The sequence below is a fragment of the Microbulbifer sp. genome (assembly GCF_036563125.1).
Lineage (GTDB): Bacteria > Pseudomonadota > Gammaproteobacteria > Pseudomonadales > Cellvibrionaceae > Microbulbifer.
In genome coordinates, this window is sequence record NZ_DATCMV010000180.1 from 1 (window position 1) to 14467 (window position 14467).

A 14467-nucleotide genomic window follows, 5' to 3' on the forward strand; every position below is an offset into this window, starting at 1 on the left:
CATATCGCGCACCCGCGAGCGGGCACCGTCGGCTCCGATCAGCAGGCGGGTGGTGAATACCGGCGACTGGTTATCCAGCCCCTCCACCGCATCCCGCTCTGGACTGCGGGATTGCAGATGCCACAGACCGCAGTCGCGCCACCAGCTCTCCAGCTTGAAACCGGTTACCAGCTCTACATTGCTGAGTTCGTCGATGCGCGCGCGCAGAGCGGCGAGAACCACATTGTTTTCCACGATATGGCCGAGGTTTGGTAACTTGACGTCACGGCAGTCGAAATACACAGAGCCGGTGCCCTCCGCGTCCCACACCCGCATCTGGGTATAGGGGCATTCACGCTGGCCGGCAATATGCTGCCAGGCTCCCACTTCTTCCAGCAGTGCCCGGGATGCTTCGGTGAGCGCGACAACCCTGGCGTCATAGCCGTCGGGGCTGACCCGCGGCTCTACCGGAGAGGCCTCCAACAGCGAAATCCGCAGCTGCGGGTAGCGCACCGCCAGCAGTGCCGCCTGCGCCATACCCACCATGCCACCTCCGACGATGGTCACGTCCATTCGCTGTCTGTTCATAGGCAGAAGTTCTCCGGGCTGGATTGTTGTAGGAGCTCGGGAACCGGGTCGAATACCCCCGGTCCGTTTTATGGTCGACCTGCACCGTTATAGTGTGCTTATAGCGCAAGCCCAGCCGCCTGGCGGGCAAAAGCGGCGCGCATTGTCGGGGCGAGGGCGAGGGCGAGCAATCCCGCCTGTCGCACACCACCCACCAGCATGCTGCGGGAGGCAAACAGCGGCGGTATCCGGTCGCTGAAGCCGATGGTGAGCTGCTGGTCATGTTGACGTTCGCGCCAATAAGCCTGAAGTAAGTCTAGCTCGCCGGGGCCAGTTTGCGGGCCAGTTGCGCCGCTTTTCTCCCCGTGCCGGGCTATTGCCAGCGCCAGCGCCTCACAATCCCGCAGAGTCAGGTTGAATCCCTGCCCCGCCACCGGGTGCAGGAAATGGGCACTGTTGCCCACCAGCGCGAGGCCGCGGCGCACCTGTTCGCGGGCCACCGACAGCCTGAGCGGGTAGCCCTGCACCCTCCCGGCACGCAGTATTCGCCCCGCGCGCCAGCCGAAGGCGCGCTGCAGGTGCTGGATAAACTCCGCTTCCGGCAGCGACTCGAGACGCGCGCGATCTTCGCGTTCGCAGGTCCACACCAGCGCCGCCCGGTGCAACCCGCCGCGACGCGGCAGCGGTAGCAGCGCCATGGGGCCGGTATCGGTGAAGCGCTCAAAAGCCACACCGGCGTGGTCTTTCTGCAGACCGACGGTGGTGACCAGCGCCTCCTGGTGATAGTCCACTTCCTCGCTGGCGATGCCCAGCTGCCGGCACAGCGGCGAGCCGACGCCATCCGCCACCACCAGTAACTTTGTATGTAACGGCTCCTCGCGGCCTGCCAGCGAGAGTGTGGCGCCCGCAGCAGTCATGGTTACCCCGGCGACCTCCGCCGGCGCCAGTATTTCCGTGCGGGTGTCTGCCAGCGCGCGGTAGAGCAACGGCCCGAGGGCGGCATTCTCGACCACAGCGCCAAGCATACCGTCAAAGCTCGCCGCGGCTTCCCTAGAAGCGTCCAGGCTGGCGCCGAGACTGTGGCCGCGGTCGGACACCTGCACCCGCCGGATGGGCGCGGCAAATTCCCGCAGCTGCGGCCACAGCCCCAGCTCATCGAAAATCCTCAGGCTGCCGGCGGCGATGGCGGTGGCGCGAGTGTCAAAGCTCGGCAGGTTCAGCGCCGCACCACTGTCCGGTAACGGGTGGCGCTCCAACAGGGTCACACGCTGCTCGGGGCAGTGGTGGGCGAGCAACAGCGCCAGGCAGGCACCGGCCATGCCGCCGCCAACAATCGCAATATCCGTGTTTGCCACGTCGTTGGGGGTCGCATTAAATTCTGCACCGGTCACAACAGCGCCTCCTGGATCAAATCGCCTTCGCGCATCAGGTACTCGATATCTGCCACGGCTTTCGGCGCTGCCGCAGAGAGTACCTGCGCGCCATCTTTCAGTAGCGCCACATCGTCTTCGATACGAATACCGATGCCGCGAAATTTCTCAGGCACAGTAGTCTCATCTGCGCCGATATAAATTCCCGGCTCCACGGTCATTACCATGCCGGTCTCCAGCTGGCGCCACTGTCCGTGCACCTTGTAGTCGCCCACGTCGTGTACATCCATTCCCAGCCAGTGGCCGACGCGGTGCATGTAAAAACGGCGGTAGGCACCGGACTCGATCAGCCCGTCCACGTCCCCCGAGAGCAACCCCAGGTCTTTCAATCCCCGCACGATGATTTCAACGCTGGCGAGGTGGGGTTGGTCCCAGTCGTTACCGGGGGCGATGTGGTCGATGGCCGCCTGCTGGCTGGCCAGGACAATTTCGTACACCGCCTTTTGCGGGCCGCTGAAGCGCCCGTTAACCGGGAAAGTGCGGGTGATGTCGGACGCGTAGCCGCGGTATTCACAGCCGGCGTCGATCAGTACCAGATCGCCGTTCTTGAGCGGCGCACTGTTGGCGATGTAGTGCATCACCAATGCGTTGCGACCTCCGCCGACAATACACGGATAGGCGGGTTCACGCGCGCCGGCAGAGGCGAAGCTGTGCAGCAACTCCGCCTCCAGTTGGTATTCGTACATACCCGGGCGGCAGCGCTGCATGGCGCGGCGATGGCCCTCGGCGCTGATCTCTGCTGCACGGGCCATCAGGCGGAGCTCCGCGGCGCTCTTGAACAGGCGCAGGTCGTGCAGCAGCGGATCGAGGCTGACCATTTCAGCAGCGCCGTCGGGCGCGCCATGTTTGCCCGCTGCGCCCTCGATCGCTTTCAGGTAGCCCTGCAGGCGCCGGTCCAGCTGCGGAAAGCGCCCCATGGTGTAGTAAATGAAATCCCGCCCCTCCAGCAACCCCGGCAGGATATCGTCGAGGTCGCTGATGGGAAACGCATCGCACAGGCCGTGGCGCTCCGCGGCGCGCTCGGGACCGAGGCGCGGGCCGTCCCACATTTCCTTTTCGGCATCGCGCTCGCGACAGAACAGCAGCGCCTCGCCGGCGGTGCGCCCGGGTGCCAGCACCAGCAGGGATTCCGGCTCACAGAATCCGGTGAGATACAGAAAGTCGCTGTCCTGGCGAAACGGAAAATAGGTGTCGCGCGAGCGCAACTGCTCGCGGGCCGCGGGCACAATGGCGAGGCTGTTCGGCGGTAGCCCCTCGATCAGGCGCTGCCGGCGGCGGGCGTATTCGGCCTTGCTGATGCTCATCGTGGATAGCGGCTCAGTGCAGGGTGGGGCCGGAGGCGTCATCGCCCCCGGTAGCCAGCGACGGGTTGCACTCGACAAAAATATTCAGTGCCGCCATACGCACATATTCCTGTACTTCGAATAGCTCGCGTTCCTGCTCCGCACCGTTCTCCATTGACCCCGCATCCAGCTGGGCGATTTCCGCCAGATCCCTCAGGGCCTCGCTGCTGGTGGGCAACAACTCGCCGGAATATTTGCCGATACCAAAACCGTGCAGGAATCCCTCGCACCACAGGCACAGGGTCTGCCCGCGCTCCGCCAGTTCATCGCTGCCACTCAGCAGCGGCTGGAAGGAAAAATCCTTGTCGGAAAGATCGCGTTCACTCTGCTCCGCCAGCGCCAGCGCATTGCGGGCGAGGTCGGCGGGGATCGCATCCAGATCGAGAAACTCCGCCAGTTCTTTCTGCCAACGGGACTTGTCGGGACGCGCCCCGGCAGCCAGCAAGCCGCAGATGAAACCGTGCAGTTCACTCGGACCGATCCTCCCCCCCGCCGCTACTATCTGGTTGGCGAGATCGTCGAACGATAATTGCGGTGCGGACATAAAAAACTCCTGGCAACTGCAGCGGGCAGATTCGAAAACTGTTCCACCATTTTCTGCCGGAAATTTGAACGGTAACCGGGAAATGGCGCCGGCATTACCGGACAATACGGGGATGAAAAAACGAATGTGCGAATATTTCACCAATCTGGCGAAATAGTAACTGGTGCACAGTTTTTTTGGCAGTACGGGAGAATTGACCCCCAAATACGCCGGCAATATAGTAGCGGAATCCCCCGGCTTGCGCAGGTCACAGGAGCAGGCGGCGCATTTAATACGCAGGAATTATGGACAAACTACAGGCGTTGGAAAACAAGCTGGACTACCTGATACAACAGTGCCAGCAGCTGGCCGCGGACAACCGCGCACTGCGCGAGCAGGAAAGCGAGTGGCAGCGCGAACGCCAGCGGTTGATCAAAAACAACGAAGTGGCCCGCAGCCGGGTTGAGACCATGATCAGCCGGCTTAAAGGCCTGAGCCAAGAAACCTCATGAGCAGCAAATCGTACAACTCTTCCACGGTAGCCGTAACGATCCTCGACAAAGAGTATCGCGTTGCCTGTTCGGAAGAAGAACAGGCCGGGCTGCAGGCGTCCGCGAAGCTGCTCAACGAGCGCATGGCAAAAATCCGCAACAGTGGTTCCGTGATCGGCGCCGAGCGCATTGCGGTAATGGCCGCTCTGAACATCGCTCACGAACTGATTCAGGCCAAAGCCGAGCTGGCGCGCCAGCCGGTGGAAGATCAACTGCTCGATCGCCTGCACGAAAAGGTTCAGGCGGCGCTGGCCAAAATCGACAAGGCGTAACCGCGCCGCGCTTTCCCGGAATTTTTCTTCTCTGTCGGCGACTTTATTTGTGCCGGCCGTCGATACTTGACTAACGCAAAAAAGCACAATTTGGCGCGAAAGTGCGTTTAGCCAAGTGCGCCACGAAGGGGTATACTTCTCCCTCGCCCTGAAGTGTTGGCCAGTTGACTATGTCCTCGAGCCGATAATTCTACCCTGGAGGTTTCCAGCGGATGTTGGTGTGCAAGTCCGCCCTGTAGCGGAAAGCCTAATGCATTCCGGGAGCCCCCACCTTGAGCCTTACGGTTCAAGGCTACGTCTTCAGCCGCATTTCGGGGCTCCTAATTTTTCTTTTCCGGTATTGGCCCCTCCAGCATTGGCTCTGACACACTGCCAGTCCCTATACCCGTAAACCTCTATGCCTGATAGCGACGCCGCGCCTTCCAAACAGCAGTTGCGCCAGCAGATCCGCGCCGCACGCCGCGGGCTCGGTCGCTATCACCAGCGTCTGGCCAGTCGACGCCTGTGCGCGCGCCTGGCACTGAGCCCGGAAATGAAGCGGGCACAGCATATCGGCATCTACTGGCCGATGGACGGCGAGATAGACCCCCGGCCGCTGCTGCAGCGTTTCCCCAACAAGCGTTTTTATCTACCGGTACTGCCACGCGCGGCCCGCAATACCATGACCTTCCTGCACTGGCCCGGCGCCCGCCTGCGCTATCGCAATCGCTACGGTATTCCGGAGCCGGTGGCCGGTCGCAGTGAGCAGCGCACCCCTGCACAGCTGGATCTGGTACTAATGCCGCTGGTAGCCTTCGACCCGAAAGGGGCGCGCCTCGGCATGGGCGGCGGCTACTACGACCGCAGCTTCGCCTTCAAACGGATAAATCCGGGCAAGGGCCCACAGCTTGTAGGCATCGCACACCAGTTACAGTGTGTGGCGGAGCTGCCAGTGGAGAGCTGGGACATTCCGCTGGTGCTGGTGGCCACCGACGAGCGCCTGTATCGCTGCCGCTGAACTACCACTGCCCGGCCAGCCTTTCCCGAACTCACATTTCCTGCAGGCACAAAAAAGCCGAACCACAGTAACTGGGGCTCGGCTCTTTCGGTGGCGTTCTGCCGGGAGCAATCAGCGAGTGACTACACCCTGCTGCAGGGCAGACGGGGCCTCTTCCTGATCGGAAGAAAACACCTCGGTCAAACCGCTGCTGCTCAGCAGTACGCCCGCAACAAAGACAACTACCGCGAGTGTCAATGCATCGGGTTTCATGGGGACCATCCTGTAAGGTATCGAATTCTTGTTGTTTTCGAACTTCTGAATCGAGTTCTTAGTGCCTGGCAATCTGCGCCGCCAGTGCGTCGTTAGACCCGGGACCGATGGAAAGTTCCGCCGCACCGGGTAAAAAGATACCCGCGACACACCGCACTTCCACCTGACCAATTAGGGCTAAACAGCGGTCAAAAGATACTCGATTAGTGGCCAAATAGTAACCCGTCAAGAACTTTTTTTTGAGAAAATCTTCACATTTTCAGAAATGCAAGTTCGACAGATCCACGAGTGTGAACTACTCACCGCAAATTCTGGCTACGGCGCCCGAATTCACTCGCTCCGCGACAGAAAGAAGCGGTAAGCCGGGTTCTCCGTCTCTTCCCAGAAGGGATACTGCAGCTGGTCGAGCAGTGCCCTCAGCGCCGGACGCTCGGCCGCTGCCACTTCCAGCCCCACCAGTACCCGCCCGTAGGCGGCGCCGTGGTTGCGGTAGTGGAACAGGGTGATGTTCCAGCGCCCGGCCAGCTGTTCGAGAAACTTGCGCAGCGCTCCCGGGCGTTCGGGGAACTCGAAACGGTACACTACCTCGTCGGCAATGCCCTGCGCGCGCCCCCCGACCAGATGGCGGATATGCAACTTGGCCATCTCGTTGTCGGTGAGATCGGTGACCTCGTATCCCTTGCCTTGCAACTGCGATACCAACATGGCGCGATCTGCATCTGTCGCCACCTGCATGCCGACGAAAATGTGCGCCTCGCCGCCGTTGGCGTAGCGCCCGGCGCCGCCAGCAAACCGATAGTTGAATTCAGTGATGGAGCGATCGCCCAGGTCGCGGCAGAACTGCAGGTAACTGCCGGGCTTTTCCGGAATGGTCACCGCCAGCACCGCCTCGCGCTTCTCGCCAATTTCGGTGCGCTCGCTGATGTAGCGCAGGCGGTCGAAGTTGGTGTTGGCGCCGCTGCACACGGTGGCGAGAGTCAGGTTCTGCTCCCCCTGCTGCTCCGCGTATTTCTTCAGGCCGGCAAGGCCCACGGCACCGGCGGGCTCAGCGATGGAGCGGGTGTCTTCAAAGATATCCTTGATCGCCGCGCAGATCTCATCGGTGGTCACAGTGAGAACGCCATCGATGGTCTCGCGCAGCACACGGTAAGTCTCCTCACCGATCTGCGCCACCGCCACGCCGTCGGCAAACAGGCCCACCTGCGGCAGGCGACTGTCGCGGTTGCCTTCGTCCATCGCGAGCTTGAGACAGGCGGCGTCTTCCGGCTCCACCGCGAATACCTTGATCTCAGGGCGCACGTACTTGATGTAAGCCGCCATGCCCGCGGCGAGACCACCACCACCCACGGGGATAAACACCGCGTCGAGGTTGCCCGGCAGCTGGCGCAGCAGCTCCATCGCCACGGTGCCCTGGCCGGCGATCACATCCGGGTCGTCGTAGGGGTGGATAAATACCAGCCCGCGCTCTTCCACCAGTTCCCTGGCGCGCGCCGCGGCCTCATCGAAGGTATCACCGTGCAACACCACTTCCGCACCGCGCATGCGCACCGCATTCACCTTGATTGCCGGTGTGGTGGAGGGCATCACGATGGTGGCGCGCACCCCTAGGTGCTGGGCACCAAGTGCCAGGCCCTGGGCGTGGTTGCCGGCGGAGGCACAGATCACCCCCTTGGCGCGCTGCTCCGGCGGCAACTTGAGCAATTTGTTGTAGGCGCCGCGAATCTTGAAGGAAAACACCGGTTGCAGGTCTTCGCGCTTCAGCAGAATGCGGTTGCCGAGGCGATGGGACAGCTGGCGCATGGGGTCCAGCGGGGTTTCGATGGCGACATCATAAATGCGCGCGTCTAAAATGCGCTTGATATAGGACTTGGGCATGACAGAAACCGGCAACTGCAGGATGTTTACAAGCCCGCCAGTCTAATCCCTAAGCAGCACCAAAGCCACTTTAAAGCCATTTTTGCGCGAATTAATATTCGGAAACGGGTGTTTTTATCGCAAATATTGCACAAGGACCCAGTAAGCCCATGAATCAGGATCAGCTCAAGCAGGACGTCGCGCGCGCCGCGGTGGAATACATCACCCCCATGCTGGAGGCGGACACCATCGTCGGTGTCGGCACCGGCTCCACCGCCAACTACTTCATCGACTTCCTGGCGGAAAAGAAGGGCCTGTTCGATGGCACCGTGGCCAGCTCCGAGGCCTCCGCCGAGCGTCTCAAGTCCCACGGCATCCCGGTCTACGACCTCAATGCGGTGGACGGCATCCGTGTCTATGTAGACGGTGCCGATGAAACCAACCCGCTGCTGCAACTGATCAAGGGCGGCGGCGCAGCCCTGACCCGCGAGAAAATCGTCGCCGCCTGTTCCGAGGAATTTGTGTGCATCGCCGACGAGAGCAAATGGGTGGAAGTACTGGGCAACTTCCCGCTGCCGGTGGAAGTCATCCCCATGGCGCGCTCTTATGTGGCCCGCGAAATCGTCAAGCTGGGGGGTGACCCGGTGTACCGCGAGGGTGTGACCACCGACAACGGCAATGTCATCCTCGATGTGCACAATATGCAGATCGCCAAGCCGCTGGCGCTGGAAGACGCGATCAACAACATCACCGGCGTGGTCACCAACGGCCTGTTTGCCGCGCGCCCGGCGGATGTGCTGTTGCTCGGCACGGCCGACGGTGTGAAGACCATCAAGTCGAAAGTCTAACTACCTGCTGATAAACCTATTTGTGAGCTGATGATCGAAAAGAATAAGAAACTGACCCTGGCGCTGCTCGCCCTGCCGACCCTGTTGGCGGCGGGCTGCGCCACCACACCGCCCAGCAATCCCGACGACCTGTGCGCAATTTTCCGCGAGAAGGACGACTGGTATCACGACGCCGCCAAATCCGCGCGCCGCTGGAACACCCCCATCGCCACCATGATGGCCACGCTGCACCAGGAATCGCGCTTTGTGCACGACGCCAAGCCGCCGCGTACCAAGATCCTGTGGATTATTCCCGGTCCACGCCCGTCCGATGCCTACGGCTATGCCCAGGCCCTCGGACCGACCTGGAAAAGCTACCAGCGCGACGCCAGCAACTACGGCGCTGACCGCGACGACTTTGCCGATGCCATCGACTTCGTCGGCTGGTACCACAACACCAGCCAGCGCCAGTGCAAAATCAAGCCCAACGACACCTACCACCTGTACCTCGCCTATCACGAGGGCCAGGGCGGTTATAACCGCCGCACCTACCGCAACAAGAAATGGCTACAGGACGTGGCCCACAAGGTATCCGCACGGGCGCAAAACTATCAGCGACAGCTGAACAGTTGCGAAGCCTCACTGAAAAAGCGGAAAAAATTCCTCGGCCTGTTCTGAACCAGCCGCGGTAACAACAAGCCGGGCTGACGCAGGGACGCGCAGACTGGCGGCGAAAATCGCAAGCGCGCTGGAATACCAACTACCCTTTGCAGGACAGCGCTTTGCCGAATCGCCCATTGGTTATCAAGACAGCTGTTCCAGAAACAGATGTCACCGATCAGCTGCCAAGGCTCTGTGGCCCTCAACCCACGCTGGGCGTGTAGCTTGCACAAAAGCGTATTTTCCCAATCAGAGGTGCTCATGAAGCCAACCGCCATATACTCCGCCGCACTTGCCCTGGCGCTCGCCGTGTCCAGCGCGTTTGCGGACACCGCCGTTACCGATGCACAGCTGCAGAAATTCGCCGACGCCTACCGCTCCATCGTGACCCTGAGTCAGGAATACGCGCCCAAGATCAAGGCCGCCGCCGATGCCGCTGCCGCCGAAGCCATCAATGTGGAGGCGCAGGCCAAAATGCTGTCCGCGGTTGAGGGCGCTGGCCTGAGCAAAGACGAGTACCAGAACATTGCGACCCAGCTGCGCAACGATCCGGCACTGCTGCAGAAAGTGAACGACATTCTGCAGAGAACAGCCGCCGCTCCCTGATATCCCGCTGAGCTCCCGCTGATCTATGGCGCCGGCAATCGCTCCGGCGCCAGCTCCAGCACCCGGGCAATCGCATCGAGATTGGCCCGCACCCAGTTGCCGTCGATAGAGCCCCAGTCTTTCAATTCGTAATAACCATCGTTGTTGCGCACCCCCTGCTGCACGAACTCAACCTGGGTACCGTGGCCCGGCAGCCCCTTGGCGATGACATCCTGGATGGTGCGGCGGGGCCAGCCCGTCACTTCCTCCAGCGCCGGGTTATTCGGCCGCGGCAGCTGTTCGATCAGGTAGGCGATCAGCAGGCGACGGCAGATGGTGGGATTGAGCTCGCTGTAGGCAGGTGCAGCCATGGCAGTTCCATTGTTCCGGTGTTGAAAATGTGGTGTCGATAGTGAGGTAATACGGTCCGTTTTCGACCGGACATTTGTAGCACACCACATGCCCACTTCCGCAAGCCCCCAACCCGTATTCGTCTCATAACAACGTCCCGGGCGGGACTTTTTATGCACTCTTTTGCATAATCCGGTCACACACATCACTGATACCGCCATCGGGAAGCGTGACCGTGGAAACAGATTCCATAACAACAGAACACCAAGCATCCGCAGAACAGCAGGCATCCACCGCCAGCTTTGAGGCCCGCGGCATTCTCGCCGCTGCGGTATTTGCACACCTGGCTGGCGCCCGCGCCGCCGGCGTCGACTGCGACCAGCTACTGCAGGATGCCGGTATTGCCCCCGCCAGTGCGCAGGTGCCAGATGCCCGTATCGGCCGCGAACAGCTGGCGCGCCTGTTGCGCCTGCTGTGGGACCAGCTGGGAGACGAATCCGGCGGCTACCTCGCGCGCCCCTGGCTGCCCGGCACCTTCGCCATGATGGGCCACGCGACCCTGAGCAGCCCCACCCTGCGCCGCGCACTGCTGCGCTCCTCCCGCTTTGTCACCATGGTGAGCGATGACCTGCACATCAAGCTGGTGGAGGATGGTGAAGAGGCCAAACTCATCATCCATCACAGCAACCAGAAGCAGCTGCCGAATCAGAATTTTGTCGAGTCCCTCGCAGTCATCTGGCTGCGGTTTTTCAGCTGGCTGATCGACCGCACTATTTTGCTGGAGCGGGTACACCTCGCGTTTCCGCCGCCGGATTACGACGAGGAATACAACGATATGTTTCCCTGCCGGCACTATTTCCACCAGCGGGAAACCTGCCTGGTGTTCAATACGCGCTACCTCAGTATGCCGCTGGTGCGCGATGCCCAGCAGCTGAGTGAATTTCTTGCGCGCGCGCCGGAGTGTCTGCTGGCGCAGTACAAATCCGACAATAGTTTTACCGGCCGTATCCGCCGTATGCTGCAGAGCCACAACAGTATCGAAAACCTGTCGCTGGACGATGTCGCCGAGCGCCTGTATACCTCCCCGCAGACCCTGCGCCGTCGTCTGAAAGATGAGGGCAACAGCTGGCAGGACATCAAGGATTCCGTGCGCCGCGACATGGCCATGTACCAGCTGAAACAACAGGAAACTGCGGTGGCGGAAATTGCCGAGCGCCTCGGCTTTTCCGAGCCCAGCGCGTTCAACCGCGCCTTCAAGAAGTGGACAGGTCTCGCCCCCGGCGCCTACCGCGAGAAGCACCGCGGCTGATTTTTTCCACACATAAAAAAACCCGCGGCGAACCGCGGGTTTTTTCCTTCAAGTCAATCAAGCATCACTGCTGCTCGTAGGAAGTCACCTTCACCGCAATGCGACGGTTTTTCTGCTTGCCTTCCTCGGTGCTGTTGTCCGCGATCGGATTGGCGGAGCCAACACCCACAGCGGTGACACGGCTGCCTTCGATACCCGCATCCACCAGCATCTTCATCACCGCCTGGGCGCGGGATTCAGACAGCTTCTGGTTAGCCACGGCATCGCCGTCAGAATCGGTATGGCCCTCGATGGCGATGGACAGGCCGGGGTTCTCCTGCATGATCGTGATCAGCGTCTGCACATCCGGCAGTGACTCCACATTAGGCATGCTGCCATCGGTGGGGAACTCAATCTGCAGCGGGAACTCGCGGTTTGGATCGCGGCTGGCACTGGCCAGGTAATCCCGCAGCTGCTGCCCGAAATCTTCAACGATCACGGTCTCCTCGGTAACTTCTGGCTCCGGGGTGGTGATGGTTTCTGTCGGTGGCGTCGCCGGTGTTTCCTCAACGATGACTTCTTCCTGTTCCGTCACGACGGCACCGGTGCCATCATCGACCCGTTCTTTCTTGGCGCACATATTCAGTGCCCACAGTACGCCCAGTGCAATCAACAGCGGCCACAGCCACTTGCCCCAGCCACTCTTTTTGACCGGTGGTGGCGGCGTCGCAGCACGCGCGGTATGGCGAGGTGTGGTTTCCACCACGGTGCGCTCGGCCAACTCATCGAAGTTGGCTACACCCAGCTCTTTCAATAGTCCCGCGGGGATCTTGTCTTTGACGTGGGCTTTCTGACCCAGCAGCAGCGCAGCCAGGCCCTCCATATTCAGACCTTTGCTTTTCACAAGCTTGCCCACCAGCGACATGATCACCGGGGCGGCAATACGCAGCAGGCTGCCACCTTTGTTGCCACTCAGGCCCAGCGCACTGGTCAGCACATTGACGACGCCATCTCGCTTGTTGCCAAAAAGACTGTCGACAATATTGCCGCCGAGGTCCTGCAGGCTCGTCATCTTGTCCGGGGTTGTAAAAATATCTACGGGGGAAGACAAATCCATGCTGGTGCTTTTAGTGGCCATGTTCAGCAGTGTGCCCAGCCCACTCTCACTGCCAGCCTTGTTCAGCATACCTGCGAGCACAGATGCCGCGCTGGCAGTGAACGCCGATTCACTCTTTCCGTCCGGCAACCCCAGAGCGTTACCGAGCGCACTGAGACCCGTTGAACCCAGATGGCGCACCGCCATTTCCAGAAGATTGTCAGCCATTTGCGTACCTCGCGTTGCTTGCGGTGAAACCACTCTCATCAGTGTACGGCAGCTAAATCTTCTGGTTAGGCTGATTCAGAATAAGCTCTGGAATGGAATATCAGGATTGCGCATGGCGCCCACATGGTCATGAAGTTGACCCACAAACCATGCCCGCGCTGCGCTAATGGGCTAAGTTATGTGAGCGGATTTTCCCGTTACACAGCCTGTAAACTCGAGCCACAAAACAATAACTGGAAATAGCCATGATCCCGAGAACCGTATTTACCCCGGAGCACGAACAGTTTCGCGACAGCGTACGCAAATTCCTTGAAAGCGAGGCCGCGCCCTTTCACCACCAGTGGGAAAAGGATGGCCAGGTAGATAGAGAGCTGTGGCGCAAGGCTGGCGCCATGGGCTTTCTGTGCCCGCAGGTGCCGGAAGCTTACGGTGGCCTGGAACTGGATTTTGGCTACAACGCCATCGTCGATGAAGAAATTTCCCGCCTCGGGCTCACCGGAATTGGCTGGGGCCTGCACTCGGATATCGCAGTGCCCTACATCGTCAATTACGGCACCGAAGAACAAAAGCAGAAGTACCTGCCCGGCTGCATCAGCGGCGACATCGTCACCGCCATTGCCATGACCGAACCCGGTGCCGGTTCCGACCTGCAGGGGGTGCGCACCACCGCGGTAAAAAACGGCGATCACTACCTGTTGAACGGTTCCAAGACCTTTATTACCAATGGCCAGCACGCCGACCTGGTGGTGGTGGTCGCCAAGACCAATCCCGCCGCCGGTGCCGCCGGCGTCAGTCTGTTTCTGGTTGATGCCGGGCTGCCGGGCTTCAAGAAAGGTACCAACCTGGAAAAAGTGGGCATGAAGGCCCAGGACACCTCCGAGCTGTTCTTCGACGATGTCAAAGTCCCTGTGGATAACTTGCTGGGTGGCGAAGGGCAAGGCTTTATCTACCTGATGCAGGAACTGCCCCAGGAACGCCTCAGTGTCGCCGTCAATGCGATTGCCAACTGCGAGGCCGCCATCGGCTGGACCATCGACTACGTCAGGGATCGCAAGGCATTCGGCAAACCCATCGCTGCGTTCCAGAACACCCAGTTCAAGCTGGCGGAGCTGGACAGTGAACTCACCGCGCTGCGGGTGTTTATCGATAAATGTCTGCAACTGCATTACGACCACAAACTGGATGTCGCCACCGCCGCCAAGGCCAAACTGCTCGCCACCGACTTCCAGTGCAAGCTGCTCGACGAGTGCATGCAGCTGCACGGAGGATTCGGCTACATGTGGGAATACCCCATCGCCCGCGCCTGGGCCGATGCGCGGGTACAGCGTATCTACGCCGGTACCAATGAGATCATGAAGCTGATCATTTCCCGGGAACTGCTGAAAGACCACTAATCTGAAGTTTTTTCCCCAGCGTACAGCCCGGTATTCCCTGCAATACCGGGCTCTTGGCTCACCGTGAAAACCCTGCGACTTATTCTGGGCGACCAGCTCAACCACAAGCACCCCTGGTACCGCAGCGATGATAAACACACGCTGTACTTTATCGCCGAGATGCGCCAGGAGACCGATTACGTCCGCCACCATATCCAGAAGGTGGTAGCCTTCTTCGAGGCCATGGAATCCTTTGCCGAATGGCTGCGCGCCCGCGGCAAACAGGTGATT

General features: G+C 60.6%; 17 protein-coding genes and 1 other RNA gene. 10 read left to right on the forward strand and 8 right to left on the reverse strand.

Annotated features, from left to right (window positions below; genetic code table 11):
* The 4 genes from VIL80_RS15335 to VIL80_RS15350 all read right to left on the reverse strand — a co-directional run.
* The coding region (locus tag VIL80_RS15335) for a Rossmann-fold NAD(P)-binding domain-containing protein (RefSeq protein ID WP_527250120.1) at window positions 1-567 on the reverse strand (567 nt) is incomplete at its 3' end.
* Between the two features lie 98 nt (window positions 568-665).
* Complete coding sequence (locus tag VIL80_RS15340) at window positions 666-1937, reverse strand: FAD-dependent oxidoreductase (RefSeq protein ID WP_332036964.1); 1272 nt, start codon at window positions 1935-1937, stop codon at window positions 666-668.
* The gene (gene pepP, locus VIL80_RS15345) at window positions 1934-3280 is read right to left on the reverse strand and encodes a Xaa-Pro aminopeptidase (protein ID WP_332036965.1); all 1347 of its coding nucleotides are present in this window, start codon (window positions 3278-3280) and stop codon (window positions 1934-1936) included. The genes VIL80_RS15340 and pepP overlap by 4 nt, the downstream gene beginning before the upstream one ends.
* A 13-nt stretch (window positions 3281-3293) precedes the next feature.
* Window positions 3294-3863 (reverse strand): UPF0149 family protein, encoded by a 570-nt coding sequence (locus tag VIL80_RS15350; protein ID WP_332036966.1) that lies wholly within the window; start codon window positions 3861-3863, stop codon window positions 3294-3296.
* Between the two features lie 284 nt (window positions 3864-4147).
* Here VIL80_RS15350 and VIL80_RS15355 point away from each other — a divergent pair, with 284 nt between their 5' ends.
* From VIL80_RS15355 to VIL80_RS15370, 4 genes are all read left to right on the forward strand, one after another.
* Entirely contained in the window at window positions 4148-4354 is a 207-nt protein-coding gene (locus tag VIL80_RS15355) for a TIGR02449 family protein (RefSeq protein ID WP_332036967.1), read from the forward strand.
* On the forward strand, window positions 4351-4665 hold the full coding sequence (locus tag VIL80_RS15360; protein ID WP_332036968.1) for a cell division protein ZapA: 315 nt from the start codon (window positions 4351-4353) through the stop codon (window positions 4663-4665). The genes VIL80_RS15355 and VIL80_RS15360 overlap by 4 nt, the downstream gene beginning before the upstream one ends.
* A gap of 142 nt (window positions 4666-4807) precedes the next feature.
* Window positions 4808-4987: non-coding RNA, 6S RNA (ssrS, locus tag VIL80_RS15365), on the forward strand.
* Window positions 4988-5062: 75 nt separating this feature from the next.
* Complete coding sequence (locus VIL80_RS15370; RefSeq protein ID WP_332036969.1) at window positions 5063-5662, forward strand: 5-formyltetrahydrofolate cyclo-ligase; 600 nt, start codon at window positions 5063-5065, stop codon at window positions 5660-5662.
* Between the two features lie 111 nt (window positions 5663-5773).
* Here the strand turns inward: VIL80_RS15370 and VIL80_RS15375 are convergent, their stop codons facing one another.
* Together VIL80_RS15375 and ilvA are read right to left on the reverse strand one after the other, a co-directional pair.
* The gene (locus VIL80_RS15375) at window positions 5774-5914 is read right to left on the reverse strand and encodes a hypothetical protein (RefSeq protein ID WP_166214653.1); all 141 of its coding nucleotides are present in this window, start codon (window positions 5912-5914) and stop codon (window positions 5774-5776) included.
* A gap of 330 nt (window positions 5915-6244) precedes the next feature.
* Entirely contained in the window at window positions 6245-7789 is a 1545-nt protein-coding gene (ilvA, locus tag VIL80_RS15380) for a threonine ammonia-lyase, biosynthetic (RefSeq protein WP_332036970.1), read from the reverse strand.
* A gap of 149 nt (window positions 7790-7938) precedes the next feature.
* Between ilvA and rpiA the strand changes: the two genes are divergently transcribed.
* The 3 genes from rpiA to VIL80_RS15395 all read left to right on the forward strand — a co-directional run bounded on the left by rpiA (window position 7939) and on the right by VIL80_RS15395 (window position 9861).
* Window positions 7939-8616 carry a ribose-5-phosphate isomerase RpiA gene (gene rpiA / locus VIL80_RS15385; RefSeq protein WP_332036971.1) on the forward strand — a complete coding sequence of 226 codons (678 nt, stop codon included), beginning with the start codon at window positions 7939-7941 and terminating at the stop codon, window positions 8614-8616.
* A 30-nt stretch (window positions 8617-8646) separates the two neighbouring features.
* Window positions 8647-9273, forward strand: coding sequence for a transglycosylase SLT domain-containing protein (locus tag VIL80_RS15390; protein ID WP_332036972.1), 627 nt, complete (start codon window positions 8647-8649; stop codon window positions 9271-9273).
* Between the two features lie 243 nt (window positions 9274-9516).
* Entirely contained in the window at window positions 9517-9861 is a 345-nt protein-coding gene (locus VIL80_RS15395) for a DUF4168 domain-containing protein (RefSeq protein ID WP_332036973.1), read from the forward strand.
* Between the two features lie 23 nt (window positions 9862-9884).
* On the opposite strand, the gene VIL80_RS15400 is transcribed toward VIL80_RS15395, so the two are convergent.
* Complete coding sequence (locus tag VIL80_RS15400; RefSeq protein ID WP_332036974.1) at window positions 9885-10211, reverse strand: helix-turn-helix domain-containing protein; 327 nt, start codon at window positions 10209-10211, stop codon at window positions 9885-9887.
* Window positions 10212-10426: 215 nt separating this feature from the next.
* Between VIL80_RS15400 and VIL80_RS15405 the strand changes: the two genes are divergently transcribed.
* Complete coding sequence (locus VIL80_RS15405) at window positions 10427-11500, forward strand: AraC family transcriptional regulator (RefSeq protein ID WP_332036975.1); 1074 nt, start codon at window positions 10427-10429, stop codon at window positions 11498-11500.
* 64 nt (window positions 11501-11564) lie between these two features.
* Here VIL80_RS15405 and VIL80_RS15410 read toward each other — a convergent pair whose 3' ends face one another.
* Window positions 11565-12803, reverse strand: coding sequence for a DUF937 domain-containing protein (locus VIL80_RS15410; RefSeq protein WP_332036976.1), 1239 nt, complete (start codon window positions 12801-12803; stop codon window positions 11565-11567).
* Window positions 12804-13048: 245 nt separating this feature from the next.
* Between VIL80_RS15410 and VIL80_RS15415 the strand changes: the two genes are divergently transcribed.
* Both VIL80_RS15415 and VIL80_RS15420 read left to right on the forward strand, forming a co-directional pair.
* A complete protein-coding gene (locus VIL80_RS15415) occupies window positions 13049-14197 on the forward strand; it encodes an acyl-CoA dehydrogenase family protein (RefSeq protein ID WP_332036977.1) in 1149 nt (382 codons plus the stop codon).
* Between the two features lie 63 nt (window positions 14198-14260).
* Window positions 14261-14467, forward strand: a 207-nt coding sequence (locus VIL80_RS15420) for a cryptochrome/photolyase family protein (protein WP_332036978.1), incomplete at its 3' end; no start/stop codon positions are given.

Excerpts from the sequence above, each read along its gene's own strand:
- ilvA (WP_332036970.1), bottom strand. The coding sequence starts at position 7,789 with ATGCCCAAGTCCTATATCAAGCGCATTTTAGACGCGCGCATTTATGAT.
- VIL80_RS15375 (WP_166214653.1), bottom strand. The coding sequence starts at position 5,914 with ATGAAACCCGATGCATTGACACTCGCGGTAGTTGTCTTTGTTGCGGGC.
- VIL80_RS15370 (WP_332036969.1), top strand. The coding sequence starts at position 5,063 with ATGCCTGATAGCGACGCCGCGCCTTCCAAACAGCAGTTGCGCCAGCAG.
- pepP (WP_332036965.1), bottom strand. The coding sequence starts at position 3,280 with ATGAGCATCAGCAAGGCCGAATACGCCCGCCGCCGGCAGCGCCTGATC.
- VIL80_RS15360 (WP_332036968.1), top strand. The coding sequence starts at position 4,351 with ATGAGCAGCAAATCGTACAACTCTTCCACGGTAGCCGTAACGATCCTC.
- VIL80_RS15390 (WP_332036972.1), top strand. The coding sequence starts at position 8,647 with ATGATCGAAAAGAATAAGAAACTGACCCTGGCGCTGCTCGCCCTGCCG.
- VIL80_RS15400 (WP_332036974.1), bottom strand. The coding sequence starts at position 10,211 with ATGGCTGCACCTGCCTACAGCGAGCTCAATCCCACCATCTGCCGTCGC.
- rpiA (WP_332036971.1), top strand. The coding sequence starts at position 7,939 with ATGAATCAGGATCAGCTCAAGCAGGACGTCGCGCGCGCCGCGGTGGAA.
- VIL80_RS15410 (WP_332036976.1), bottom strand. The coding sequence starts at position 12,803 with ATGGCTGACAATCTTCTGGAAATGGCGGTGCGCCATCTGGGTTCAACG.
- VIL80_RS15350 (WP_332036966.1), bottom strand. The coding sequence starts at position 3,863 with ATGTCCGCACCGCAATTATCGTTCGACGATCTCGCCAACCAGATAGTA.
- VIL80_RS15355 (WP_332036967.1), top strand. The coding sequence starts at position 4,148 with ATGGACAAACTACAGGCGTTGGAAAACAAGCTGGACTACCTGATACAA.
- VIL80_RS15415 (WP_332036977.1), top strand. The coding sequence starts at position 13,049 with ATGATCCCGAGAACCGTATTTACCCCGGAGCACGAACAGTTTCGCGAC.
- VIL80_RS15395 (WP_332036973.1), top strand. The coding sequence starts at position 9,517 with ATGAAGCCAACCGCCATATACTCCGCCGCACTTGCCCTGGCGCTCGCC.